This is a genomic window from Mesorhizobium oxytropidicola, from assembly GCF_056174625.1.
The window spans coordinates 611,448-636,568 of the sequence record NZ_JBWBWK010000002.1 but is presented as its reverse complement, the minus strand read 5'-3'; the positions used below and the strand labels follow the sequence as shown (position 1 = coordinate 636,568).

Below are 25,121 nucleotides of genomic sequence, written 5' to 3'. Positions count from 1 at the left end.
GATGGAAAGGAGAGGGGAAGACGCCTCTGGCCAATCGTCGCCAAAAAAAGCCCGCCGGAACGAACCGGCGGGCGACGGGAGGAAACTCTTTTTGTTGAAATCAGGCGGCGAGCACCGCCTTCGGCTCGACCAGTTCGTAGCCGAGTGCTTCGGCGACAGCGCGATTGGTGATCTTACCCCTGTGGACGTTGAGACCGTTGCGCAGATGGTGATCGTCGATCATCGCCTTCAGGCCTTTGTCGGCGAGCTGCAGGCCGTAATGCAACGTCGCGTTGTTGAGCGCACGCGCCGAGGTGACCGGCACAGCCCCCGGCATGTTGGCGACGCAGTAATGGATGACGCCATCGACCTCGTAGGTGGGGTCGGCATGGTGCTGTCACATTGATTAAGCGGTAAGGAAATTGAGGTAGCAGCGCGCCCATGACCGTGAGTGCACCGACCTACAAGAACCACCGCTATCCGATCGAAATCGTGGCCCGTGCTGTCTGGCTCTACTTCCGCTTCAATCTGAGCCTGCGCGATGTCGAGGAAATGCTGCTCGATCGCGGGATCGTCATTTCCTACAGACCATCCGCCGATGGTGCCGAAAGCACGGCCCTGATTATGCGCGCCGCATACGCCGCAAGTCGCCGACGAAAGATGACGTCTGGCACCTGGATGAAGTCGTGGTGCGCATCAACGGTCAGAAGTGCTGGTTGTGGAGAGCGGTTGATCAGGACGGATATGTGCTCGACGAGATTGTCCAGACGCGTCGCAACACCAAAGCCGCCAAGCGCCTGCTGACGCGACTTCTGAAGAAGCAGGGTCTGCCGCCAAAGCGTATGATCACCGACAAATTGCGCTCCTACGGGGCGGCCAAACGCCAGCTCATGCCGAACTTGGAACACCGCTCGCATAAAGGCTTGAACAACCGGGCGGAGAATTCTCACCTGCCGTTCCGAAAACGGGAACGAACGCGACAGGGTTTCCGGTCGGTCGGCTCATTGCAGCATTTCGTGTCGATCTTCTCCGCCGTCCGAAATCTCTTCGTCCCCTCCCAGACCAACCGCTCGGCAGCACAAATTCGAACCCATCGACGCCAACCATGGCCGCGTGGGAAGCCGTGCGTGCACGGCTTGCCTGAAAAGCGCGGTGTCGGCCTCACGCAGCCACATTTCAAACAACGTGACAACGCCACTATCTGTCCACGCAATAGCACGCCCGCGGTCCATAGGCATATTGGTCTTTGGAAATAATGGACACGGTGCCCTACTCCCCTTCGCCAATTGGGCGTACTTCAACGGAGATAACACCGCGCTCAGGCACAGATGTGATCAACGCACCGACAATGATGGCCAATGCCGCGAGCATTCCTGGACCCGTCAGCCATTCGCCGAAGAACACAGCTGCGAAGAGGGCGGAAAAGAATGGCTCGCTCGATTCGATGACCTGCGTCTTGTAAGCCTCGATATGCTGAAGGGCGAGGATTGTGCAGTAGAAACCGCAGAACGAGGGGATGATCCCGAGCGCTAACAACGCTGGAAAGGCGTTCACTGACGGGATTGGCGCGCCGCTCCAGGCATAGGGAACGGCGAGCATGGCAAAGCCATAAGCCAGGAACCACCAGAAAGTTTCCAGGGACGAGCGAAGCTTGAAGAACTTCCAAGCGAAAATAAAGCTGGCGTAGCCTAGCCCTGCGATAAGGGCGAGGCTGATGCCGATAATGCTTCCAGCCATCATGCCGTCGCCGGCAATCAGGAGGTAAACTCCAAGGAAAACCATGGTCATGGCGAACGCCTTTCGCGTGGTCACCCTTTCCTTAAGTATGACGATGTCGAGCGCGATTGCACCAAGGCCGCCAGTAAAGACAAGGATGGCAACAAGTGGGATCGGCGCGTAGGCGAAAGCTTGGGTTTCGAAATGATAAAGCGTGAAGATGCCAAGCGTAGAGCAGACGGCGATTTTCCACGATCCCGTGAAAGCAGCGAGGAGTCGAGCCAAGCCCCCAGACCTCAAAAGGATGGCGATCGAGAGTAGCGAAAGCGCAATGCCGCAACGCCAGAATGCGACCGCAGTGGGGTCGAGCCCTTCATTAAAGGCGGACCGGGAAAGGACCCCGACGGTTCCATTGGACAGAGCTGCGAGAAGGGCGAAACCGGCCCCAAGGATCGACGACAAATAAGCATTCTTCATGACTGTGACTTCGTTGCTATCATGTGGGAGCGGCAGGCTTCGCCGAATGCACGGAAGATTTCGACGCTGAGTGGATCCTCCGCGTGAAACCATTCAGGATGCCATTGCACGGCGGCGGCAAAGGTTGCCGTGCCCTTTACGGAGACAGCTTCGATGACGCCGTCCATGCATCGCGCATCAACCTCAAGGCCATCCGCCAAACGCGCGATTCTCTGCCGATGCAGCGTGTTGACCAGGACCGGTTTCTTGTGCGAGCGACGGATGCACTGGGCAATGTAACCGCGGCCTTCGGCGAGAATTGCATGCGAGCTGGCGTATTGAAGGTCGCGCGGGAGCGCGAGGTCTTCCACATGGGTGGTGCGACCTTCACCATCCGAAAGGTCACTTGAGAGACTACCGCCAAGCGCTACGTTGAGTTCCTGCAACCCGCGGCAGATTCCGAACAGCGGAATGCCCGACGATAGAGCGATCTTGATCGCAGCAATACTTGTCCGGTCCCGGTCGGGATCGGCAGTCTCTGGACTGGCTTCTGGCGCCCCATAAAGAGAGGGCGAGACATTCGACTCCGCCCCGGTTAGCAGCACCCCATTGAGGACCGAAAGGCAGGCCCGCAAATCCTTTTCCGCAAGTCCACCCGGAATTACGAGCGGCAAAACTCCCGCGGTCGATCGCAGGGCTTCGAGATAACGGACGCGCACGCTCTCACAGGCGACGCCGTCGATCGTCCGGCGGTCGGAAACAACACCAACAATCGCCGGGCTGCCGTCTGCCATCGCGGCCACGATCAGGCCCCCTCAAGGGCTTGCCGGATATCGGCGATGATATCATCAATATGCTCAAGTCCGACGGAGATGCGGATTGTTCCATCGCAAACCCCGGCAGCAAGGCGCGCCTCGCGGGGAACCGAAGCATGAGTCGTCGAGGCTGGATGCGTGGCGAGCGTTCTGGCGTCGCCAATATTTGAGACGTGGTAGGCGAGCCGCAGGCGCTCGATAAAACGACCCCCGGCCTCGATGCCTCCAGCGATATCGAAAACGATCATGGGGCCGCCATGATCGCCCATGTTCTGCACGGCGCGATGCCGATCAACGGTGCCGCCAAAAGCCGGATAGTTCACGTCGACAACACCAGGATGCGCCTTGAGATAGTCGGCGAGCTGCCGGGCATTGGAGCAATGTCGTGGCATTCGCAAAGGCAGCGTTTCCAACCCTTGGATGCATAAAAAAGATGCAAACGGGGACGGGCAGGGTCCAAAGTCGCGCATGAGCGTGTTGCGCATCTTGAGCAGAAACGGGCTGGCCCCATACGGGCCGGGCAAATCGCGCGCAGCATCCAGCCAGAGTATGTTGCCATGGGAGATATCAGGACCCGTCATCAACGGAAAGCGTTCGGGATAAGCAGCCCAGTCGAAGGTGCCGCCGTCGACGATAATGCCGCCAATCGTGGTGCCGTGGCCGCAAATATATTTGGAAGTGGACTGCACGGTTACATGGGCGCCAAGCTTGAGAGGGCGCGAGATGAGAGGGGTCACCGTGTTGTCGATGATCAGCGGAATTCCGACTTCATGCGCGATCGCCCCCACTTCGACGATCGGGAAGGGGCTGAGCTTCGGATTGGGAAGCCCTTCCGCAAACCAACAGCGCGTGCGGTGGTCCGAGGCTTCGCGGAAGCGCTCGGGTTCGCTCGGGTCGACGAAGCGCGTTTCGATCCCGAGCCGCTGAAACGTGCTGGTGAGCAGATTGATTGTCCCGCCATACAGGTGCGCGGAGCTCACGATATTGTCCCCGCAAACGGCAATGTTCAGGATCGCAATCATAGTCGCGGCCTGCCCCGAGGACGTTGCCAAGGCGGCTACGCCACCCTCCAGAGCCGCAACGCGTTGCTCAAATATATCCGTCGTCGGGTTCATCAACCGCGAATAGGTGCGTCCCTCGCGCCGGAGATCGAAGACGTCCGATGCGTGATCAATGGATTCGAACGCATAGGCGTTCGAGAGATAGATCGGAACGGTCGTCGCCAATGTCGCCGGATCACAGCGATAGCCCCCATGCAGAACTGTCGTCTCCGCATGAAGGGCCGGCGTTGGATCCAATTGTGTTGCAGGGCCATTTTTGGTCAATTTGGGTGCTCCGGGAGATACGTGCTTCTCGATGCGTAGTCTTCAGGCCGACAATCCAGCTCTTCGGCAAAGCGCTTCCGGTTCTGGTCGCGGATCAGTTTCAGGATCGAAGGCTCGCCATTTGGGCCCGACTGGAAGATCCCGCCCGCTTCGCAACAGTGCGCCGCATAGACACGATCCCTCATGCGGATGGCATGTGCCTCGGGTAACCGCCAGAGCGGGGTCGCTGGATCGAGATGATGATCGAGATGATAGTGGTCGCTGTTGATCGCGGTCAGCCACTTCTCGATATGACGGCTGCGGCGGTTCCGGGCCATATGCAGGTCCACGGTCCGGTTATACATGGAGCTGCAATGTTCAGACATCTCAATGAACCAGCCGATGATGTGGAATGAGGTGAGGTATGGAACAACCCAGAGAAGGACAAGTACCTGGAAGGAGCCGTAGACTAGAGCGAGCGCGACGACACAAGCCCAGAACACGTAAAAGCCCCAGCGATCGAACTGGTAACGCCATTTCTCTTCGCGCTTCACCCGCACTGAGCTCTTCTTGCCGGAGAGAACGTCGAGGATCATCTGGTATCTGTTGCGGAGCAGATACTTCAGATACGCGCAGGTTTTCGATCCAAGCAGAGGCAAGATGATGATCTTCCAAACGAAAGAGCGGTCCGTTTGGGGTGTGAAGACACCTTGCGCGATGAAGAATCCCAGGTCAGGATCGGCATCGGCTCTCCCGAGGTAGGGGTGATGGCTGTGGACGTGGGACTGCTTGTAGGCGAAGTGGCGTTGAAAGAGGGGCCAAGCCGTCAGCAATGTGCCGAGCAGGAAGTTCAGCAGGCGATTCTTGGTCAGCACACCGTGCGCACAATCGTGCAAAATGGTGGAGATGCCTCGCTGATGGGCTCCGATCATTATCACCGCGAGGGGATAGAACCACCAGCTCGCTCCAATGACCAGCCACGCGAAGCCGGCTATCACCGCATAATCCTTCACGATATAAAGCGGGCCATGCCAATTGTCGGTTTCAAGGACCTTAATGTCATAAGTGATGGATCGATCGAAGCGGTAGTGCGTATAGCGGTTTGGCGCTTCGATGCCGTGATACTGGGGCTCAGGATGAGCGTTCATGAAAACACCTTTTGCCGGGAATTGCAGGGCCACTCGGCGGTATAGGCGCCGACGAAGCGGTCAATGAGATCAGCTTTGACGTTTGGCATGACAATCGCATGGGCGCAGTTGCCATGGCATGCGAGCTGGTATTCATTCACGAGCCTCTCGGATGGTTTCGGAAACACAACCGTCAAGGAATATGGATTGAGCAATACCGGGACGCTGGCTGAGCGTAGGGCGTCCGCAAAGCCATCCGCGCGCTCCATGCAGGTTCGGGCACTATGACGGAAACCGGCGATACCGAGGCGCATCAGCCGGTTCCATATCGCGAGAACGGCGTGGCCGTTTCGCGAACCCATCAAGGTCGTATCATCAGAACGCAAGTAGCTGACGGTAGAGGCCACGCGACGGACATGTTCGCGTCGGACTACGAGGACGCCGCAGGGCATCGGCGTGCCAATCATCTTGTGGCCTGAGGTTGACATACTATCGATCCCGTGCCGGAAGGAGGGGCGGATTCCACTCGGCAAGTCATCGACAAAGGGAAGGACCATTGCATTCAGGGCGCCGTCAACGTGGACAAAGCGGCGGCTCTGATCGATCCCGACTTGGTCCAGAACGCTAACGCAGGACGCGATATCATCGTGCGCTCCTTTCATGGTCGTTCCACAGGTCACTGCGAGAATGATGCGGCGATGGCGATTTGCCTGGACGACTTCCCGCAGAGCATCCGGACAGATGGCGCCGGTATGGTCGGCCTCGCACGTCAAAGCCTCGATCCGGAGGATTTTCGCCGCCTTTGGGACCGAATAATGCGCCTCTGTGGAGTGTATCAGAACCGGATTATCAAGGGTCTCGCGGGCAAGGTACATGGCCCAGAGATTGCCCTCGGTCCCGCTCGCGCCCACAGCTCCCCAGTATTCTTCTGGATCGCCACATTCCCAGGCCCGCATGATCCAGTCGACCACTTCGCGCTCTACGCCAGAGACCTCCGTCCCATAATGCGATCCGACATATGGATCGCCCAAGTTATTAATTAGAAACTCGCCGAACTGAGAGATTGCTCCGGCGTCAAAGTCGAGATTATATGGATATCCTAGGTGTTTTTCACGTCTATCAGAGAATTTCCTGCTAAGTTTATTCAGCGTCGCATCGATAATCTCCGGACTACAGATGTCAGTATCGACTCTATCGTATGTAAGCTTCACACATATGCTCCGCTATTAAATACGGCCGCCTTTAGAAAACGGCGGGAAAGGGTGCCTCAAGGCCTGCTTGGTTCGGTCGGCCGCCACCCCGCCGGCACTGCGTCACTGACCCGGCCGTCCACGGCAGTTCGGGCGGTCGCCGCGCGGGGCGACGGAATTGTCACCCGCGGTGAGAATTTCGACTCAGCAACTCCTGCCGCCTCGCGACGAGGGAGCCTCAAAAATCATGCCAACAGCGCAGAAGGAGCCTCAAGAAAGTGTTCTGCATATCATTCAATGACTTAAATGAAGTGCAGCAGGGGTCAGGCCGGACAGTCCCCGTGTCGCGGACTCGACAAAACCGGCCGTAGGTGTCGGTTATCGGACGTTGTCAGGACAGGCGGTTGTCAGCTTGACGGCGGCGAGCCGAGTGCAGGCTCGAGCATCGGTTTCCGGCGGGCGTTGCGGCCCCAGCGCTCCAGCCGGGATCGAGGCGATCCGACGTTGACGTACGGTGACCCGGATGATCGCGGCGGCATGCTCGGCACGCTCGATCACTTGCTGTTGGCGCATCAAGAACGGGATCTCGCCTGCCACTGCTCCAATGCCAAGCGCTTGGTTGGCTAGATCTCAATATGGAACGCCTTCCCCAGGCAGGCGCAGGTGTTCGGTTCGGGTTGCGGCGCTTGCATGCTTGAGGTTTCGTTTGTACTCCCCGTCCGTCTCTTGGCGAACCTTCCTGTGTCCGAACCACGATCAGCGCCTCTCGCACCGGGGTGACGCTGACGCCAAAGCGTTCGGCGATGTTCTTCATCTCAAGAGGTGTGCGTGGAGGAAGCTTCTGGAGAACTATCCCCGACTTGAGTCGACCATATACTTGTCCCGTCTTGTTCCCTGTGTTCATGGCGTCGCGCGCATCGGGTCCTTCATCGCACATGCAAAGCCTCTCTTGCGACTGTGGCCTTGCTATTCGCCACAGCGGATGTGAGATACCACGTCAAATCTGCCAATTTGAAAAATAAGTGCAAAACAATTGTTAATATATGTGAATGCCAATTCTTTGGTTGATAAAGGCCGCGTGTCTGCGGGAACGGTTCTTGTTCCGACCCCAATCTGGAGACGGGATCGCTGTTCCGCTTCTCGCGAGCCGAAATGCGCGACTGGCGGGTCGGGCGTATTGCTTCGCCTACAGTACGGATCGCCGACGCGGTAGCCGCATCCTCGGCTTTTCCGCCGGTGCTGTCGCCGTTCATTCTTGATGTTGATCCGAGCGATTTCGACGCGCTCGCGCCGGGCCAGATCGCAGACGATGCGTTTCGGAGCGAGATCACCCTGTCGGATGGCGGCGTGTACGACAATCTCGGCCTTCAACAGGTGTGGGGGCAGTGCAAGACCGTGCTCGTGTCAGACGGCGGCGGTCATATCTCCGACAATCCATCGCCGCCCGGAGACTGGGCGCGCCAGTCGTTGCGGGTGCTCGAGGTAATCGACCAACAGGTCCGGAACCTTCGTATGATCCAGGTGGTGGGTTCGCTCGGGCGACAGGAGCGTCACGGCGCTTTCTGGAGTGCACGAACTGATATAGCGGATTACGGTCTGGCCGACACCCTGCCTTGCCCGCACGCAAAGACCGCGCTACTCGCTGCCATCCCCACGCGGCTGCGCCGGATGGACGACGGCCAGCAGGAGCGCCTTATCAACTGGGGCTATGCCGTTGCCGATGCTGGCATCCGGCGCTATTGGTCGACGGGCGTCGCCGCGCCCTCGGAATTTCCCTACCCATCGACAGCGCTTGGCTGATGCGCACAGCAGCTTTTGTTGCCGCAGTGATAGTCCGTGCGCGAAGCGCCACGGAATGACCGACCGCGCGCTGGTCGCGACCTCGCCGAACGCACTGGAACTCGCGGCGCACTGTACCGCGCGGCACAATCGAAGAGGTGCAAACAGCTGTCGCAGCCTCGGTACAGTGCGTACGGAGCAGACATGCCGGCTTTAGGCCCCTCCACCCTCTCATATGCCAGCGCGCGGCCAGCCGGGGGAAGCAGAAATTAGGATTTTCCTGCCTTGGTGTAATACGTCTCTGGCTGAAATAGTGAGTTATCTGTCGGGACGACCCGTTCAGAGAGTTCCCTGTACTGCTTTCGTACGTCGCGGCATACCCTTGGCGTTCGGACAATGATCGCCATCAAGGTCAAGGTGACGGTGCGCGGCAACCAAGCGAAGCCGATGTGGCAGCACGATTGCGAACGTTTGTTGGCATAGCCTGCGTGCCACAGGCTGGTGCCCCGAACGTCTCACATCCCAGCATTGCCGCAGCACTGCTGCGTCAAGAAATGTGGAAGGACTATCCGGATTTCGCCACAGTCTTTGCGAAGGTCGTGCTTCATTTGATTTCGTACCACCACAAATAGACCTTAGAGCAACCAGGTAGTCCGAGGGACTCCGTCTTTTCATCGGGTATTGTCGCAACGCCAATTGAAAAATAGATCGGGCAAAGTGCCAGCGCGATCGGAAGGGCAGCGCGAAATGCGGCAAGCCGCGCAAGCGAAGAGGCGCTGTCATTTGGAGCAACATCAGGGGCCATCCCTTCAGGTGCCTTTGCGGGTGCGGCTTGGCGCCAAAAGCTCCTGCGTTTGGGCGCCTTCAGATCCCCGCGGCGTACACTTCGACGCATCCAGCCAGGCCAAATGAAAAGCAGCATTCCGATATCGACCACCAAAATGATGCGATGCCACCACGTGATGGGCACGGAATAGTAGGGGAGGAACGCAATCTGGAAAGCAATGAGCAACATCACTGGCGCGATGACCGAAGTCGCGGAAACCGCACAGGCAACGATCCGCCGCGCCCAGCCGTTCAGAACCAGATCGCCGGCTAGGTTCTGGACCACCAAAGCTGCGTTCAGCCCGGAGCGAACTTCGTCTCTTCGCTCGTCATGGACCTTCTTCGTGTTTCGGCCGCCGGATTCGGCCCTCACATAGTCCGCAGTTCAGCAACGCGCGTTTCTGTAAGATGCACCTGCAACAGGTAGTATCCGTGAATAATCAATAACAACAGTGGTGCACCTGCATAGAAAGTAGCCAACGGAAGATCGATACTCAGGATCGGGAGAGCCTGGGGTTTTTCCAGCAACAGATCGAGATGCGTTGTCGAACCCAAGGTGACAAACAAATATGTGACCAGTGACACCAGCGTGACCCAGGTTGTCCGCATAGCGTCGCCGGCCGAATTGACTGCATCGATTAAATGTTTTCCATCCATTCAGTTTGGCCCCGAAGTAGCTGCGCGTCATGGCATTGAATACAGTGGCGGTCATCCAGAACATCGCCGGAGCGCTCGCGGCTACTTGCCTCGCCAGACGACGTACAGGGCGCGGAACGTGACAAATATGGCCAACACACTCAGCAGCAGCATGACAACCGGCTGGATGAATGGAAAGAAAGTTGTCGCGTCATTGCAAGCACCTGGCCCGACGACTTCGCCGGCCAGCCGATAGGAGTCACCGAAGATACGTCCAAAGGTGGCATCTGCCGGAAACCGGAAAAAATCATGTTCGCCGACGGCCAGCGGAGACCAATTGTCTTTGCTGATTTCGCTACTGCAAAGCTTGCCCTCGCCAAGGAATACACGCCAGAAATGTCCTAACGCAAAAAGAGGCAGGATCGAGAAGAACACACAGGCAAGAATCTGGCCCTTTCGCCCCAGACCGATCGATGGCGAAGCATCCCACAGCCGGAACGGATATCGCTCGTACCAGGTCGGGCCCGAGCGATGGGCATGCTCGCGCATGACCGCCGCGTTGAGGATGAGCAAGATCGACAGGATCAGGATGCCCCACATCGCAACGATCGAGTCCAGAAGGCCTGGCACGAACGAAAAGCCGACGACGACACTCAGCTTGGGGTCGATGTCGGAACCTTGTGTCTGGCCATGCGCGACAATGGCAAACAGGGTTGTCGCAAGGGCGAGCGAGAGCTAGAGCTTCTGCGTTGTCGCAAGCGTAATTCCATATATCGTAGGATCATCGCTCGGGTGCCTCTCCGGTGCGGTCAGCTTCGAATTCATCTGCGTCTCTCTTCAAAGGTTGAGCAACAGTCCGGCCACCGCCGGCAAGGTGCCTTCGACAACGAGACTTGGTTTGCCGTTGATGGTGACGACACGAGCGGTCGAAAGATGCACGCCAAGGGTCTGCACCGCCGGCGGCAGTGCCAGACCCGCACCAGGTGCAGACAGGGCCTCGTTCAACAGCGCGCCCAACTTGTCCCTGACCAAATCGTCGAGATTTAACGCCTCAGCGGCGTGCCGCGTTATATCATTGGAAATGTTGAACTCCGCGATACGACCCGTGAGCGCGACACGATTGTCGGCCACCGTGGGTTCGAAATAGGCCACAACGCTGCCGTTGGAGTCAGGCACGAGTCCCGGGCGCACGCGGAAATGCACCTTGGCGCGAAGTGCGGGACCTTCAATCGAGAGGAGGGTGCCGTTGTGTGTCAGCTTGCCGCCGAGGTCGATGTGTCGCTTTGTCCAAACGGCCCCGATTAAGGGATCGACCTTGGCCACAAGGTCGGACAGGTCAATCGTCAACACGATGGCGACGGGCTGAGCGGGATCATTTCTGCTGGCGGTGATGCCGACTGGGAACTTAATCTCGATCCCTTCGATGGTTTTGGGAATAACGGTAGCCGGCAGCTCGACGCTTTTGGCGTATCCCGGCAACACGCCAACGATCAGCCAGAGACATGCCGTGACCAGTTTAATGCCCATTGTCGCGCTCCCACTGCTCTGTTCACTCGCTATCGCCGCTGTCGTTCCCAGACTCGCGATCAATCTCAACGCCGCTTAGTCGATCGGCATCCAGTCTGCCGCATAGGCACTACCCTTGATCCGGCTCTTGTCGGGCCGGTCGTAGACGATCAGATGGCCGGGCTTCCCGTTACGCTCGAGAAAGCATAAGCCCTCCGGTTTTTCGCTGCCGGTCGGCCATGTCGTGTTGCCTCACCTAATTTTGTTACCGATTGCCTCATCAGGAATGTTACCCGCCGATGAGCGACCAAGTCCAAAGGGGCCGGGTTCCATTCGCGGCGTGCTGGCAACGTGTTGCCTCACCTAATTTTGTTACCGATTGCCTCATCAGGAATGTTACCCGCCGATGAGCGACCAAGTCCATTTCCATGCTGCCGGGAAAGCGGCTCGTTCCAGTCGGCAAAGGTGCGCATTTTGACGCGCCGCCGGGGCTCTGGCAACAACCCTTGGCTTCTTTTTCGTCCGCATGGTGCGCCTCGGCATCTGGAGCAAGCGGTCGACCGTCGCGGCGCTCATCGACAGGATCTTGTGGCGTATCAAATGATCGTTGCGTTCCTGCGCTGGCAAATAGAAATGGGCAGCAGTGCCTTTAGGCGCTTGCCACAGCACAATCAACGCGCCCCGCGCGGCCTCGTCATAGAGCGACGGGCGTTGCCGGGTCTGCCCGGCTCCTCGGCTGCAGGGGCTGTTCAGGACACGGATTGCGGACTTTTCATGATACCCCGTCGCCGCGATGAACTCCTCCAAGATCCTGCGCTTGTCCTTGTTCGCTGCGGCCGCATAGCGAACCCTGACCCCATTGGCGACACCATGCAAATAGCATGCGTCATCCTCGTCTTCATGATGCCTCCATCGTGGTGAGAGCATCATGGCGGTATTCCCCTTCACGGGTAACATTTTAGGTGAGGCAACCAAGCCGCGCGGTAACATTTTCCTTGAGGCAACGCGACAGGCATCGCCTTCTTGGGGCGACTTTCACCTTGCCCAGGCGCGATGCCTCGTCCATGAGGGCGATGCGCGCCAGCAGATGCCGGCTTGGCCGCGCGCGGATTTTCGACCGGAGTTGGTCCTCGTTGTCGTCGTCGGAGGCCAGACGGACATGGCAGTGCGAGCCGCAAAGCCAGAGTGCTCCTTGAACGATATCGACCGCTTCCAGGTCGAGCTCCGCGCCGCCCTTGCTCTCCCCGGCGCCGGGCCAGCGCGCGATCAAGTCGTCAATTCGATACTGGCGGGCCAGCACATACCCGGCTTCGAGCGCCTTTAGGCACTCGAAGGTCCGTCCTTCGTCCGAAACGGTCCACAGCAAGCTGCCGTCGGCCGCTAACCCCGACAGATTGTGCAGCAGATCCTGCGAGGCGGCCGCCGCATAGTCGAGCCGTACGCGCTCTGCCGGGTTCTTCACCATCGCGTCCTTCAGCTTTGAAACGGAATGGTACGGCCAGGCTGCTGGGCCTGTTCCTTCGGATAGGAAACGCCATGCACCTTGATGCCCCGCTCATCGAGCAGGGTGATGCCGCCGCCGTTGCTGCACAGCACCACGGGCGCGATGATTTCGGCGACTCGCGTTGCGCCGGCCTCGATCGTGCTGCCAGTTTGGCCCTGTCGGCTCGAAGCCGGGATTTTGGCCAAGTTGAAGAACGATTGGTGAACGTCAGGGTTCGACCTGAGCTTTGAGCAACATGGCAACATTGTCGGCGGTGAACTTGAAAGCCGCGGCGATCGGGGATACGCTCGACGGAGATGGGATATTTAGGTCTTCGTGGATCAATGCCGGTGATCCGGAAACGCTCGCCACCAGCGATAAACTCGCGTTTGAAGTCAGCAGCCTCCAGGCCGTACTGTTCGGCCAGCAGGGCGAACATCTCCTTATCCAGATTGAGCGTCTTGCCGTCTGGCGCGGGAATACTGATGCGGAATGCTGGTTCGAATGAGAAGCCAGGTTCCAGGCCACGCCACCCGGTACTTTCGATGACCAGTCCGTGATCTGAGGCGATCTTTCTGCAAGCCTCAAGCATGCGGGCCTGAATCTGCTCGCAGGCGGCGGATGTTAAACGGGTGATGCGGTTGGCCTTGCTCATTCGGAAGCACCGTTGCGTACCTGATAGACCGTGCCACGTGATATGGCGAGATCGCGGGCGATCTTGCTGGGTCCCTGACCCTTTTGGAGGCGAAGCAGGATTTCTGCGCGGTCAATCTTCGGTGGGCGACCTTTGTAGATGCCACGTTTCCTGGCGGCGGCGATACCTTCAGCCTGCCGCTCGCGCCGCAGGTTAGTTTCGAATTCCGCGAAGACGCCGAGCATGTCGAAGAACGCCTTGCCGGCGGCTGTGGAGGTATCGACGGGCTGCTCGGTGGCCACCAGATGCGCGCCCTTGGCCTTGAGTCGGTCGACTATCACCTGAAGATCTCGCAACGATCTGGCCAGCCGGTCGATGCGGGTGATGACAAGAGTTTCGCCGGCATGGATGAAGTCGAGAATGGTCATCAGTTGCGGACGACCTTCGAGCGATGCACCACTTTTCTGCTCCTCGCGGATGACCTCGCAGCCGGCGTTCCTGAGCGCGGCGATTTGCGCGGCGAGGTTTTGGTCTGTTGTGGATGTACGGGCATATCCGATACGAGCCATGTCCTAACCATGCTAACTGTTCAATTTGCGTGTGCTGTCATGCCGAGTTGTTCAATATCTCGTTTCCGACCCACAATAAACAGGATTCAACGGCCGCAACCCGTTCATTGACGATGTTCTCCATGGGTACCAAAAATATTCACTACAAAGGTGCACCGCCTGCATCCAGTGTGGTCATAACGATATCTTCCATGAGCGGGATGCCCTGTAGGGGATGCTTGTGTATCAGTGCAAAGGCTGCGGCTGCCAGTGCTTTTGACAGTCGCTCCTTTTTAGCCGATTTGAGAATGATCGCGGTTTGCAGAAATCGCCTTGCCCAGATGTCTCGTCGGCCTTCGAGAAAGGCCCAGATTCTTTTTTCAACAGTCCGCGCCGAGCGGGATCCCCGAATGATATCGCGTGTTTCTCCTGTGTCTTCAAACCAGCTGTCGGTGAACGGGACAAGCGCATCCAGTGCGGGCTCATTGCGGAGCATCCGATCCAGTTGTGCCGCTGTCGCATTCTGGATTTCCTTTTGCGGATCGACGTGATCCAGCAAAGCCTGCAGATCCCTTTCCTGGGGCCGCAATTGGCTCAAGCTACAAGCCTCCATGACGTCAATGAAGGCCGGCGCTGGTGGATGGCCGTTTTCTATCCCATCCGCCAGAGCCGCTTCCAGCAGAAGCTCGGCAGACATTCGATCTATTCGGACGCTGTTTGCTTCCTGGCGGGCATAAGAGACGATGCTGGTTGCTTCGCGCTTTGAACGGCAACGAATGACAAAGGCATCCTTGATGCCGTATCCGGTCTTTAACAGGATCATCGCGACAAATGTCTGGGCTTGCAGTTTTCCCACAATCGTTAGGCCTTGCGCTCCGACCCCGTCAGCGGTGGTCGCCAGGATGTCGCTGACGATCGGCTCCGCCCTGTTTTGTTTGGAAACATCAGCGAGACCTTGTCGCAGCGCCAGCTTGCCAATGTCATCGATAGCCGCCCGGGCGGCGCTCGCCGACAGCCAGCCGCGAATGATCGGCAGATAGGATAAGGTTTCAGGCTCCAGCTTCCCGCGCATGAGCCTTTCTCGTAGGCCGGCGGCCACGGCCTCTCCCGTCAATGATGTGCCGGATACCAGCCAATAGAGTGCACAGCGCTCCAGAAAGGGATTGTCGAGGCTCAACAGATGATGGACAAACTCGGCTTTGAACTCCTCCGGCATTCCTGCCGACATCTCATCCAGGCCCCTGAAGAACTCATACGCGCCGCCGCCTTCAGCTTCAACTTCTGCCGCTAAAACGGCAAGCGCGCCATCAAGATCCGGCATCGGGATCTCCTCGGCGGGGCTTTCCCCAACCGGGTCAAGCATCAGTATGTCTGGCACGGGCAGACTGGCACGCCGATACAAGCCAGCAATTTTCAAACCGTGAAGCGGCTCGCCAGCGCCCGCAGCAATGCGAGCCTTGATCGCCTTCTCCGCATTTTCCAGGAAGGCCTTTCCATATGGGCTGTCATTCTCGATGCCCATTCGTGCCTCATCCAGCAGCAATCCGAACAAGGTTGCCACATCCGGATGATCGTCCATGGACTGCATAACCTCCGCAACGATGGCGTCGCAGGCCATGTCATTGGCCAGAAGATCATGCTTTGCTCTCTCGAAATAAAACTGGAACTGCGCCGACGACAGCCCATGTTGGTAGAGAACATTCAGGCATGATTCAGCAATTTTAACCATTGGTATCTCCAAAAATTATGCCGCCAGCCGATCAAAATCGATCCGACTATTCAAGTCGAGATCGAAACGGCCATAAGGATTGACGTGACTGTAGATCAGAGGCGTGAGGCCGCGATAGTCTTCCGGCGCCATCCGTGCGGCCCATTTCGGTTCCACCAGCACGGTCTGAAGCATGCGTGTGTTCACATAGACCAGTGACGCCTGCAGCAGGTGCAAAGCCAGAGCGGAAATCTCCTGCTCATCGATCCGGTTCGTGGCGATCTCGCCGCCCTTGCCGAAAAACACGAAGCCATTAGCGCTGTTCCAGTTTTCGACGACATTCAGCCCCTCGTGGATTTCCCGGCGGAATGCCTCCTGGCGAAGGTAGCGGCACAAGAATATTGTCTTGACCGCGCGGCCGAGCTCGCTCAGCGCCTTGTAGGTCGGGTGCATCACTTCGGCACGGGCGAAACGGCGCAGGATGGCCTCAGGGTCCGCCGTTCTCGTCTGCATGGCGGCGGTGTATTTGACCATCTCGTCATATTGCTGCTCGATCTCCTCCCAGTCGATCGCGCTGGAAAGGATCGGCAAGAGATTCGGCAGCCTTGTGCGCAGCGAGGCTTCCGGGATGGCAAGCTTCTGACGGGCTATCGCCTTCAGGCGTGGGGCGAGTTCAAAGCCGAGAAGGCGGCAAAATGCGAAACCGACTGCGCTCTGACCATGACTGTCGACATACTGGCGCTGGATTTCCATATCGGTGCAATGACGCAGCACGCCCTCGATCATGGAGGCGACCTCCGAGGACGAGCACCGTTTCAATTGCGAATAGACACAGGTCGCACGTTTTTCGACATGCCAATAGATCATGACACCACGGCCGCCGTAGCGGGCATGCCATTCCGTCATCAGATTGCGATCCCACGCTCCGAACTTTGTCGAATCAGATGCGCACGCCGTACCCGCGTCACCCCAGACTGCTGCGTTGCGGATGGCCAGGGTCGCGTTTGCAACCCTCGCGCACGCCTCCCTCAGCGCCGGCGCGTGGATAAAGCGGCGGTGAACATGCAGCAACTCGTCGTAGCTGACATCAGGTGTTGCGCCGGCGATCCGCTTGAGCCCGGCATTCGTGCCGAGACCATAAAGGCACAACAGAAGCCGCCGATCCAGCGCCTCGCGCGACAGGGCAACTCTCGACGCCGATGTTTCGAAGGACTCCAGCAGACCGGTATCGAGTGCGGCTTCCTTCAGCACGTCGAGCAATCCTGTCATCGACCAGCGCTGACCGATCTCGCCCTTGATTGCTTCCAGCCCCTTCGGTTCCGGCAGAGGCTTGAACGGTGTAATCGATATGCGGTTTTCGCCCCGCCACAGCAGCCGGACCTTGCCGTTTCGTGGGATCGTTTCGTTCAGAAGCAGTAACTCATGCTCAAGCTCCTTGCGAATGCCGGCTGTGAACGCTCGCGCGTTCGGGGTCAGGTTGAGGACTGTGTAATAGGCGTCACGCCGGATTTCGAAGTCCCTGGGAAGATCGTCGTCAGGATTGCGATAGCGGTCCGCGCCGACAACCCAGATCTCCTTGGAGCGGATGCGATCACGCAACTGGGTGAGGACGCAAAGCTCGTAGCTGATCCGGTTCACACGGCCATCGTCATTGACCGAACTGCGCCATCTGGCCGGAATAACCTCGTCAAACGGCACATCCTGCATCGGCACAAACCGGCAGCCATCATCCACCTTGCTCCTGATCCAATCCAGCGCCACTAGCACCGGACGCCACGCGGTATTGTTCGACCGGAATTCCAGAACCGAAAGCAGACTGGGCAGCATGCGCCGGTAATGATTGGCCCAGGACGAGCGCATCACCTTATATATGCGCCGGTCGAGAGCCCCTTTCGCCTGGCTCTCCTTGACGATCGCCGCCAGCTTGTCCTTGCCGACGATCGGGAAAATGACATCGCAGACGCGCCCCGCGGGCTCGTCGATCGAAGCACTGGCAATCTCAACCAGCAATCTTTCCTTGCCATAAACCCGCTCGATATCCTTCGCGATATCGCCGACCACCTTGCGTTTCGAGCGCGTCCCGATCTTGTGGACCGTCTCGAGCAGCAAATCGACCATCGCGTCCGTGAGCTGCGCTTGCCGTGACGAAAGATAAATTGCGTACAGTCCGATTTGTTTGGCCGAAGGGTGCCGCCGCATCTCCCAGGCCTTTTCGCCGGCGACACGGCGGACAATCTGTTCCACCCATGCCTTGCCGGTCGCCGACAGCATATCCCGTGGCAGATCAAGTTTCTGAATGAAGGCAAGTTTCGCCGTCATGCTGAGGATGTTGTCGAGCGACGCTTGGCCAGCATCACCTCTCATCGTATTGAAGCCGGTCTGGCCGTCTGCCTCAGCAATAGAAGCTTCCAGCAATGCGACCGTGCTTGCTGAAAGGCGAGCGCTCACCCCGGTCAACCAGTCGTCGAGATAGTGTTGCCGTTGCGAACGCACCAGGCGTTCCAGTTCCTTGTGCGACGGGCCGTATATGCAACGGTCCCGGCACCACAGAAAAACCTGCTCGAGCATGGCGCCGACCGATTGCCCGGTCGGACACAGTTCGCCAGCGATCCATAATGTCAGCTCTTCCCGATCGCACCGTTTCAGGCGCCGAAAGCCGAGGTACTGCAAAATCTCGGCACAATGCCGGCGCGCAGTCCGACCGGAGAAATCATACTCGGTCATGGCGCCAGATCCGACGCCAAGCTGCTCGGCCAGCCAGGAAACGCTGTCGGCCGGGATCGAGGCATGGTCCTGTACAAAGAAGCCGTGCGCGGCGAAGAACTTAAGCTGAACCGCCAATCCCAGTCGCGCCGGGACCGGCTTGCCGTTCACAAATTCAATATCCGAATAGCTCAGGCTCCAGCGCCCGATCAAATCCTCTCGCGAAATATGCAAACCCGTCACTCCAATCCCTAAAATTGGAGCAGACTGTCATTCCCCAGCAAAGCACTCGTCAATTAGCGAGACAATGTTCCCACAACGTTCTTCAACTTGGCCAAAATCCCGGCTTCGAGCCGACAGGGCCTAGCTTCGCTGCGTGAGAATATCGAGCGCGGCTTGGCTAAGGGCAATTCTCTGCCGGAAGTCCGTAAACGGCAGGAAGCAGAACGCCGGCAGGATCGCGGCGCGGAACGATAATGACCAATCAGGTGACGACTATGAAAAAGCTTTGGATCTTAATGGTGGCAAGCTTCATCGCCGGCGGCACAGGAAGCGTAGCTGCGCAAGAGACGATGCAGGGAGACCAGAAGGACGCGTGCGAGGCACTTCTGTGCCTGGTGGCTGGATCAGCTCCATCGGAATGTACTCCGCCGCTGAGACGTTATTTCAGTATCAGGGCGGACAAGCCCAGCGACGAGCGCAAGAAGAGGCGCAATTTCCTCAAGATGTGCCCGTCCGGACAAGATGACCTGGTGGAATCGATCGTCAAGGGCAAATGCAATTCGGCTTACCAGGATTGCAGCACCCCCGGTGGCAACAGTGGTGGAGGCGCAGCGGGCACGCAGCCTGGCAACGGGCAGCAGACACAGGCGCGGTAATTCCCACCGATGTAGGAACGAAAGCGCGGCTCAGGCCGCGCTTTTTGTTTGAGTGTCACTTTGCCACCCGGCTTGATTTTAGGCAGCATTTCGGGTAGCATTTTGCTACTCAAATAGGAGCAACGTGATGCCCACAAAGACCAAACCTTCGCCAAACTCCCCTGCCCGTCAGCCTAAGATCGATTTCGCGTCGGTGAAACTGTCAAGCGCCCTCGTCAACCTGGCGCGGGAAGATGCACCGGTGTTCTCGCGTTCCATTGGTGGCCAGCTCGAGCACTGGGCGCGGATCGGGCGCGCCATCGAGCAAGCGCCAGGGTTTACCCTCGATCGCGTTCGCGCCGCATTGGAGGGTCGCTTTGATCCGGCTTTGCTGGCCGACCAGGAACGCACGCACTACTACGACCTGCTTGATGACGTGATGCTTGCACCGAGCAGCGAGGAAACAGCTGCGATGGCCTTGTTGGGTCGCTCTGCCGGTGCTGCAGGGTATGACGCGCATGGCCGGCTTGTTCGGGTTGCGGGCGACGGGAACACTGTGGTGATCGAAGAGTGACTGACGAAAGAACGCCGACACTGCACGTCATTGCTGGGCCTAACGGCGCAGGGAAGACAACGCTTTACAGGAATCGACTGGAAAAGCGCTATCCGGACGCCGAGTTTGTAAACGCCGACGAGCTGGCGTTGCGAGAGTTTGGTCACCCAGCGCAAACAAAGTCGGAGTCTGCACGTGGCCAGGAATTGGCAGAGGAACGTCGCCGGCAACTCATGGCCGAACGCAAGAGCCTGGTCACTGAATCCACGTTCTCACATCCGTCGAAGGTAGACCTGGTGCGTGACGCCAAAGCTGCCGGTTACGAGGTGGTGCTTTACCACGTCAACGTCCGAAGCCCGAACCTGTCAGTGATGCGTGTCGCCGATCGCGTCAACAAGGGTGGGCATCCCGTCCCGGAAGACAAGATCCGTCAGCGTTACGACCGCAATCAACCGCTGATCCGCGAGGCTGCCAAGCTTGCTGACCGGGCGTACATTTTCGACAACTCGCAGCTGGGCAAGCCCCACGAACTGTCGGTGATATTGGAGCGCGGCAAGGCAATTCGCGCCAGCGAGAATGTGCCGGCCTGGGCTCGGATGCTCTACAAGGACGAACTGCAGAACTTCTCACAGAGCCGCCAACATCGGGCGGCTGCGAGCTTTGCGGATGCCAAGGCGATCGCGGAGCGGGCCTTGGGACAGGAGAGCCGGACATTCATTCCACGGCCGAACAGCGAGTACAGCGGTAAGGTCATTGGCGAAACCGACCTGCACCTGGTGCAGCAGATCGGTGCACGCTCTGCCATTGCGCATTTCAGAGACAAGTTAGGTCGCCCTCCACGTGTCGGCGATGACGTTGAAATTCGCTATGGCAAAGATGGAGCCGCCACACTTCGCTCTGCTAGGGAAGCGTCGGAAGCGAAGGACAGGGCTGACGCGTTCCGGTCCCTGCCCGCCAAACAGGCCGTCGCGAAGTATCCCGACTTAGCTCCCTCCTACGCATACGTGAGGGCCGTAGAAGCGCGCGTAGCGGCCTCCCAGCCTGCGTCGGCTGCTGGGGTAGCCAAAAAGGTGCGCGAAGACTTGGCGGGCCGTATAGAGCGTGGTGAAACCCTCCCGGATATACGCCGCAAGGATCAGGACCGCGAACAGGATCAAGGTAGGTAGCTGAGACGTCCAGGCCTCGTTGCCCACACCCATTGAAACCCACCGGCTATCGCGGTAGCATAATGCTACCTAAAGTGCACGAGGAGGCAACATGGAAACGCTGACCTATATCGCGATCGCTGTTGCAGCCTTCCTTGGGCTGGGCGCAGTAGTGCAATTCAACACTCTTGCTCAACGACGCTACGGGTTTCGGTTCTTTGCCGTCTGGCGGATCGTAGTTGGAGCGATTTCCGTTGGCGCGATTGTTGCCGGTTCGGCGGGCCTGAACGCAGCAGGTAGTGAGTACCACGTGCTCGCTGGGGTCAGCATGTTACTACATACAGCCAAGCAAGTGGACGCCGGCACTAAATAAACTGGACAAAGCTATCAGTCAAACTGGACGGCGGCGTCATTTAGGCTGGACGGTTGTGAATTGGCAAAGTCAGCGCAGCCAGGCAAGGAGGATGCAACTCGCACAGCGCCGCTGGCCTGCTGCTGGTCAGAGGCAGCACTTACAGAGCGCCCAGCGGGCCTGCGGGAGGGCTGGCCGGCTGCGATGTCGCTAGCGAGGGATTCTCACGGAGCCTATGGGCGATCGCCGGCAGCCGTTGGTGACCTGGTCGTAGATCTGTACGGCGGTGGCCATCGCCGCTCTTAGTGCGCGTTGCCTGCGCCAGGGACGTACGGCTGCTGTCATGGCGCAGCGCTGCGACTGGCACAAAGTGACCGCAACTGACAGGCAAGCGCATTGCCTGTCAGCAGCGCGCTTGGCCTGTGAACTGAGAACCCCTTGTCGAGCCGTCCGTTTGCCGTTTCGCGTGGCAGATGATTCTTCAGCAGCCTGTTGCTGCGAAGTTCAGTCCGCTCGAACACCATCCACACCGCCCACATCCGTACTTCTGGTGAATACTTCTCCAGGGCGATTCAGAATGCCTACGCGATCTGGCTTTGATAAATCTTCAGGCGGGGATGAGTCTCGTTCTCTTCAATTCGTGTTACCAGCGGGTGCCAGGAGGGAAGAGAACTTCCTGCTCATTCGGGCGCTCTGAAAACATGGAGATGCGTTTTCCAGTTGTTGAATTGCTTTCCCACTCGACTGCCATTCCTTGCCAGGATGCATTCTTGGTTTCTGAGGTCGCGAAGAATCGGCGGTCCGTGGTGATGCTTCCTTCTTGGTATCGCTCCGACACACCCAGTCCGGCAACTGATCTTCGCCGGTGAAGACAGTCCCTTGATATGAATATTCTTCGGGAAGCGAGTGCAGGGCGGAAATGATGCATTTTGCAAATGCAAGGCCATGAGCAGTGGGCGTCGCTTCTTTCTCCAGAACATCCTGTACTACTTCATAATCGTCCGTCGTCCATGCCTGCAGCGCCACGAGATCCTCGGTTGCCATGTGTTCGAGTTCTGGGTGGTTCCTCTTCATCTGTGCCATTCTTTGCATCATCCCATTCCACTGCTGCTGCCTCTGTGGGCGGGATTGTTAGCCCCAAAGAGTTATGAGCGCAGTCTTGAACTGTTTTCGTTCTTCAGGTGTGGTTCGGAACTGCGACCCATCGTGTTGGATCCGCTGCCAAAGTCGCTTTTTTTGCTTTACCAGATCGCTGGTATTCAACTCCAGCAGTGGACTTAATGGACGGCGGCTCGAGCTCGCTCCGGGAGACCCGAGTGACGCCAAGCCATACAGGCTGGGTGACATGGACGCCTCGGGAGATGACGGCGTAGAGGGCGTGGCCTGCTCTGTGGCGTGGGCTGCATAATGCTCAGGTGAGCCTGCCACGCTCGGCTTTGAAACGCATAGACCCATGTTGATCTCCTACAGTGACTGTAGGAGCAAGTTTGGCGAGAAACTCTCCGATTCGCGCTGGCTCACCGAAGTCATAGCTGGGACGACGAAGCATTGACGCGCGGGATTCTCGAGCCTCTATAGAGGCTTGGCAGGGATTTGTGTACAAAACAGCCAAAAGTGAGCTAACTCGCTGTCAGTAAAGGTTTCTTACACGAATCCCTACCGACCCTCCCGCTCAGGAATCCCGCCCGACCCCATACGCGTGCAGGGCTGCTTATTCCGACTGAGGCGCCGGCTGCATGGGCAGCTCCGCCGGTGCGTCGACCCAGGGGTCGTCCCTACCCGCCGTCCCCTCCGATTCGCCTTCCCATTCGTCGCGCGCCTCGTACCACTCGTCGCCGATCTGCTCAAGCGTGCCGACCAGGGTGCGTTCGGCGGACGCCCGCTGTGAGGGGCTGAAGAACAGCGGCTCATGCGGCACACCCGCCATCTCGACCCCGGCTACGTCGTGCACATCCGCTGCAGCCGGCGAGCGGTGCCCGGCGACCAGCTCGAAACCCAAGGCCATCGCGCTCCGGCCGAGTCGGATCGCCTGCTGTTGGCCCCAGCCGAGCGCTCCGCTCGTAGCCATGAGGCCCTTGGACATGACGTCGCCGGCCACCCGGCCGAAGAGCAGGTAGGCCGCCGTGTAGCCGACGGTCCCGGCTATGAAGCCCGATGGGTTGGCCCTGGGGTCGTCCATGTAGCCGCTCATCACAGCGGCTACGGAGAAGGGCAGGCCGATCGTCATACCGCCGACGGTGTCGCTCACGCTGTCGTTCATCCCCGCGTGCGTGACGTGCGGGCTCAGCGCTTCACGGAGCAGGAACGTCGACGAGACGACCGCATCGGCGATGAAGTCAGGTAGGGCCAGCCCGTTGTTGCGCATCAGGGCGATGTTTGACCCGAGGACGGCGAAGGCTACGGTCGCCAGCGCGAGCTTTCCCTTCAGGTCGGGGTTGTTTGCGAACGATGCGTCCAGGGTCCGGCGCACCGCCTCTAGGGGGCCTGGTGGGTCATCGCTTGCGGCGACCGGGCTCTCCTGCCGCGTCCCGGTCGCTACGAGCCGCTCAAGGCCCGTCACGATTCTGGACAGGTCCTGCTTGAAGAAGGTGAGCTGCCGATCCATGTGCGGCGTGATCCGCCGGTCGTTCTGGAATTCGCCGACGGAGCGGTTGACGTTGCTCAGACCCGCGCGCAGATCGCCCACGACTCCCTCAATGGCGTCCCTGAAGCCGTCGGGAAGATCACGCCTGCGGTTGAAGGCGCCGTTGAAGCGCAGCCGCATCGAGTCCATCAGGTCCTGCCCCAGCCGCAGGCCGAACATCATCGCCCCTTGCGCTGCCGCTGCGCCGGCGACGAAGCCGGCGTTGCGCTGCAGCGGCGCGGCCTTGGCGTAGAAGGTGGGTACGGCATAGATCAGCGAGATGAAGAAGACCAGGCTGTGCCGGTTGATGGCGTGCTTCATGAACAGCTTGGCGTCCGTTGTCGGGCGTCGCATAAGCGAGACCAGCTGTATCGCCGTATAGGTGTAGGAAGCAATGTTGAACGCAGCGTAGGTGCCAGTCTTCTGGGTGAACAGCGTGGCGAGCGGCAAGGGGTAGAGCAGAAGCGTCAGCGCTCCCTGGTATATCCGCTTCGCGGCACTCGCGTCGTGCTGCAAGGTGTGGATGTCGGTCTCGAAGCTGGTCATGACCGGCTCGAGATAGCGCCGGGCCTCTGCCAGGAACTCCGCCTCCTCTGGTGTCGACGCCTGCTTGTCCAGGTGCGACCGCAGTTCATCGACCTTCTCGCCCATGGCGGCCAGCAGCGTCTTCGGCTCTCGACATCCGGGCTCGGTGACCAGTTCGTTACGCAGCTTGCCCACGAACTCGCTGTCATCGAACTGCCGAAGCTCCTGGACGACCGACAGGTTGCCCAGGAAGGCGGCGATCCGCGACGAGCAATCGCGCATGAGCAACCCGCTCTCGACGTCCCTCGCTTCGCCGGGATTGGCCAGGCGCGGCTGGCTCGCCCCGGAACGGGCCGGTTGCGGAAGCAAATCCGGGACGCCTTCATCGTCCCCGGCTTGCACAATGGCCGGTATGACTTCGGGCCTCGAAGGCCGCTGGCTGGAGATCGACAGCAGGTCCGCGAGGCACATCGTGGTTTCCGAAGCCGGTCTCGGGCACGCGCGTGCTTGCGTGCCGTCCGTGGGCCACAGAGTGCCGCTGCCGTGTCCCGCTTCGATCTCGATGCTGCGGTCGGCGGGTGACGATCCGTCGCCCGCAACCGGGTCGTGCGGATGCGCGTTAGGGCCAAGGCTTGCGGTTTTGATTTGCATGATGGA

23 protein-coding genes and 3 pseudogenes are annotated in these 25,121 nt (G+C 59.0%); 7 read left to right on the top strand and 19 right to left on the bottom strand.

Features of this window, described 5'->3' with window-relative positions:
• Nucleotides 1-100 precede the first annotated feature (100 nt).
• Nucleotides 101-370, bottom strand: a pseudogene (locus tag AC0V8S_RS38590) (alanine dehydrogenase); the annotation flags it as partial.
• 50 nt (nucleotides 371-420) lie between these two features.
• On the opposite strand from AC0V8S_RS38590, the pseudogene AC0V8S_RS38585 reads away from it, so the two are divergent.
• Nucleotides 421-1,123, top strand: a pseudogene (locus tag AC0V8S_RS38585) (IS6 family transposase).
• Nucleotides 1,124-1,248: 125 nt separating this feature from the next.
• Here the strand turns inward: AC0V8S_RS38585 and AC0V8S_RS38580 are convergent.
• From AC0V8S_RS38580 to AC0V8S_RS38555, 6 genes are all read right to left on the bottom strand, one after another.
• Nucleotides 1,249-2,172 (bottom strand): DMT family transporter, encoded by a 924-nt coding sequence (locus tag AC0V8S_RS38580; protein ID WP_475438902.1) that lies wholly within the window; start codon nucleotides 2,170-2,172, stop codon nucleotides 1,249-1,251.
• The gene (locus tag AC0V8S_RS38575; protein WP_475439180.1) at nucleotides 2,169-2,945 is read right to left on the bottom strand and encodes a gamma-glutamyl-gamma-aminobutyrate hydrolase family protein; all 777 of its coding nucleotides are present in this window, start codon (nucleotides 2,943-2,945) and stop codon (nucleotides 2,169-2,171) included. The genes AC0V8S_RS38580 and AC0V8S_RS38575 overlap by 4 nt, the downstream gene beginning before the upstream one ends.
• Nucleotides 2,946-2,956: 11 nt before the next feature.
• On the bottom strand, nucleotides 2,957-4,291 hold the full coding sequence (locus tag AC0V8S_RS38570; protein ID WP_475438901.1) for an O-acetylhomoserine aminocarboxypropyltransferase/cysteine synthase family protein: 1,335 nt from the start codon (nucleotides 4,289-4,291) through the stop codon (nucleotides 2,957-2,959).
• A complete protein-coding gene (locus AC0V8S_RS38565; RefSeq protein WP_475438900.1) occupies nucleotides 4,288-5,418 on the bottom strand; it encodes a fatty acid desaturase in 1,131 nt (376 codons plus the stop codon). The genes AC0V8S_RS38570 and AC0V8S_RS38565 overlap by 4 nt, the downstream gene beginning before the upstream one ends.
• Nucleotides 5,415-6,608: a histidine decarboxylase gene (locus AC0V8S_RS38560; protein ID WP_475438899.1), complete on the bottom strand. Its 1,194-nt coding sequence runs from the start codon at nucleotides 6,606-6,608 to the stop codon at nucleotides 5,415-5,417. The genes AC0V8S_RS38565 and AC0V8S_RS38560 overlap by 4 nt, the downstream gene beginning before the upstream one ends.
• A 370-nt stretch (nucleotides 6,609-6,978) precedes the next feature.
• On the bottom strand, nucleotides 6,979-7,491 hold the full coding sequence (locus AC0V8S_RS38555) for a GntR family transcriptional regulator (RefSeq protein WP_475439179.1): 513 nt from the start codon (nucleotides 7,489-7,491) through the stop codon (nucleotides 6,979-6,981).
• Nucleotides 7,492-7,700: 209 nt separating this feature from the next.
• Here AC0V8S_RS38555 and AC0V8S_RS38550 point away from each other — a divergent pair, with 209 nt between their 5' ends.
• Nucleotides 7,701-8,387 carry a patatin-like phospholipase family protein gene (locus tag AC0V8S_RS38550; protein WP_475439178.1) on the top strand — a complete coding sequence of 229 codons (687 nt, stop codon included), beginning with the start codon at nucleotides 7,701-7,703 and terminating at the stop codon, nucleotides 8,385-8,387.
• Between the two features lie 583 nt (nucleotides 8,388-8,970).
• Here AC0V8S_RS38550 and AC0V8S_RS38545 read toward each other — a convergent pair.
• The 7 genes from AC0V8S_RS38545 to AC0V8S_RS38515 form a co-directional block, all read right to left on the bottom strand.
• Nucleotides 8,971-9,564, bottom strand: coding sequence for a hypothetical protein (locus AC0V8S_RS38545; protein ID WP_475438898.1), 594 nt, complete (start codon nucleotides 9,562-9,564; stop codon nucleotides 8,971-8,973).
• Entirely contained in the window at nucleotides 9,561-9,848 is a 288-nt protein-coding gene (locus AC0V8S_RS38540; RefSeq protein WP_475438897.1) for a hypothetical protein, read from the bottom strand. Before AC0V8S_RS38540 ends, AC0V8S_RS38545 begins: the two co-directional genes overlap by 4 nt.
• Before the next feature lie 81 nt (nucleotides 9,849-9,929).
• Nucleotides 9,930-10,427, bottom strand: coding sequence for a hypothetical protein (locus tag AC0V8S_RS38535; protein WP_475438896.1), 498 nt, complete (start codon nucleotides 10,425-10,427; stop codon nucleotides 9,930-9,932).
• Nucleotides 10,428-10,664: 237 nt separating this feature from the next.
• Complete coding sequence (locus tag AC0V8S_RS38530; protein WP_475438895.1) at nucleotides 10,665-11,354, bottom strand: hypothetical protein; 690 nt, start codon at nucleotides 11,352-11,354, stop codon at nucleotides 10,665-10,667.
• Between the two features lie 375 nt (nucleotides 11,355-11,729).
• Nucleotides 11,730-12,263, bottom strand: a complete 534-nt coding sequence (locus tag AC0V8S_RS38525) for a hypothetical protein (protein ID WP_475438894.1) — start codon at nucleotides 12,261-12,263, stop codon at nucleotides 11,730-11,732.
• A gap of 28 nt (nucleotides 12,264-12,291) precedes the next feature.
• Nucleotides 12,292-12,798 carry a DUF3616 domain-containing protein gene (locus AC0V8S_RS38520; protein ID WP_475438893.1) on the bottom strand — a complete coding sequence of 169 codons (507 nt, stop codon included), beginning with the start codon at nucleotides 12,796-12,798 and terminating at the stop codon, nucleotides 12,292-12,294.
• Nucleotides 12,799-12,806: 8 nt separating this feature from the next.
• Nucleotides 12,807-13,022, bottom strand: coding sequence for a hypothetical protein (locus AC0V8S_RS38515; protein ID WP_475438892.1), 216 nt, complete (start codon nucleotides 13,020-13,022; stop codon nucleotides 12,807-12,809).
• Between the two features lie 41 nt (nucleotides 13,023-13,063).
• On the opposite strand from AC0V8S_RS38515, the gene AC0V8S_RS38510 reads away from it, so the two are divergent.
• Nucleotides 13,064-13,324 carry a hypothetical protein gene (locus AC0V8S_RS38510; RefSeq protein ID WP_475438891.1) on the top strand — a complete coding sequence of 87 codons (261 nt, stop codon included), beginning with the start codon at nucleotides 13,064-13,066 and terminating at the stop codon, nucleotides 13,322-13,324.
• Nucleotides 13,325-13,467: 143 nt separating this feature from the next.
• On the opposite strand, the gene AC0V8S_RS38505 is transcribed toward AC0V8S_RS38510, so the two are convergent.
• The 3 genes from AC0V8S_RS38505 to AC0V8S_RS38495 form a co-directional block, all read right to left on the bottom strand.
• A complete protein-coding gene (locus AC0V8S_RS38505) occupies nucleotides 13,468-14,019 on the bottom strand; it encodes a recombinase family protein (RefSeq protein WP_183454862.1) in 552 nt (183 codons plus the stop codon).
• 142 nt (nucleotides 14,020-14,161) lie between these two features.
• Nucleotides 14,162-15,727, bottom strand: coding sequence for a hypothetical protein (locus AC0V8S_RS38500; RefSeq protein ID WP_475438890.1), 1,566 nt, complete (start codon nucleotides 15,725-15,727; stop codon nucleotides 14,162-14,164).
• 15 nt (nucleotides 15,728-15,742) lie between these two features.
• Nucleotides 15,743-18,637 carry a Tn3 family transposase gene (locus AC0V8S_RS38495; RefSeq protein WP_475439177.1) on the bottom strand — a complete coding sequence of 965 codons (2,895 nt, stop codon included), beginning with the start codon at nucleotides 18,635-18,637 and terminating at the stop codon, nucleotides 15,743-15,745.
• A gap of 248 nt (nucleotides 18,638-18,885) precedes the next feature.
• Here AC0V8S_RS38495 and AC0V8S_RS38490 point away from each other — a divergent pair, with 248 nt between their 5' ends.
• The 4 genes from AC0V8S_RS38490 (at nucleotide 18,886) to AC0V8S_RS38475 (ending at nucleotide 21,337) form a co-directional block, all read left to right on the top strand.
• A complete protein-coding gene (locus AC0V8S_RS38490; protein ID WP_183465778.1) occupies nucleotides 18,886-19,287 on the top strand; it encodes a TrbM/KikA/MpfK family conjugal transfer protein in 402 nt (133 codons plus the stop codon).
• Between the two features lie 127 nt (nucleotides 19,288-19,414).
• Complete coding sequence (locus AC0V8S_RS38485; protein WP_183455380.1) at nucleotides 19,415-19,840, top strand: TA system antitoxin ParD family protein; 426 nt, start codon at nucleotides 19,415-19,417, stop codon at nucleotides 19,838-19,840.
• Entirely contained in the window at nucleotides 19,837-20,985 is a 1,149-nt protein-coding gene (locus tag AC0V8S_RS38480) for an ATPase (RefSeq protein WP_183455379.1), read from the top strand. Before AC0V8S_RS38485 ends, AC0V8S_RS38480 begins: the two co-directional genes overlap by 4 nt.
• A 91-nt stretch (nucleotides 20,986-21,076) precedes the next feature.
• Nucleotides 21,077-21,337, top strand: coding sequence for a hypothetical protein (locus AC0V8S_RS38475; protein ID WP_258597196.1), 261 nt, complete (start codon nucleotides 21,077-21,079; stop codon nucleotides 21,335-21,337).
• A gap of 560 nt (nucleotides 21,338-21,897) precedes the next feature.
• Here AC0V8S_RS38475 and xopAI read toward each other — a convergent pair.
• Both xopAI and xopAA read right to left on the bottom strand, forming a co-directional pair.
• Nucleotides 21,898-22,771, bottom strand: a pseudogene (gene xopAI, locus AC0V8S_RS38470) (type III secretion system effector XopAI).
• A 256-nt stretch (nucleotides 22,772-23,027) separates the two neighbouring features.
• Entirely contained in the window at nucleotides 23,028-25,115 is a 2,088-nt protein-coding gene (gene xopAA, locus AC0V8S_RS38465; RefSeq protein WP_475438889.1) for a type III secretion system effector XopAA, read from the bottom strand.
• Nucleotides 25,116-25,121: the final 6 nt, after the last annotated feature.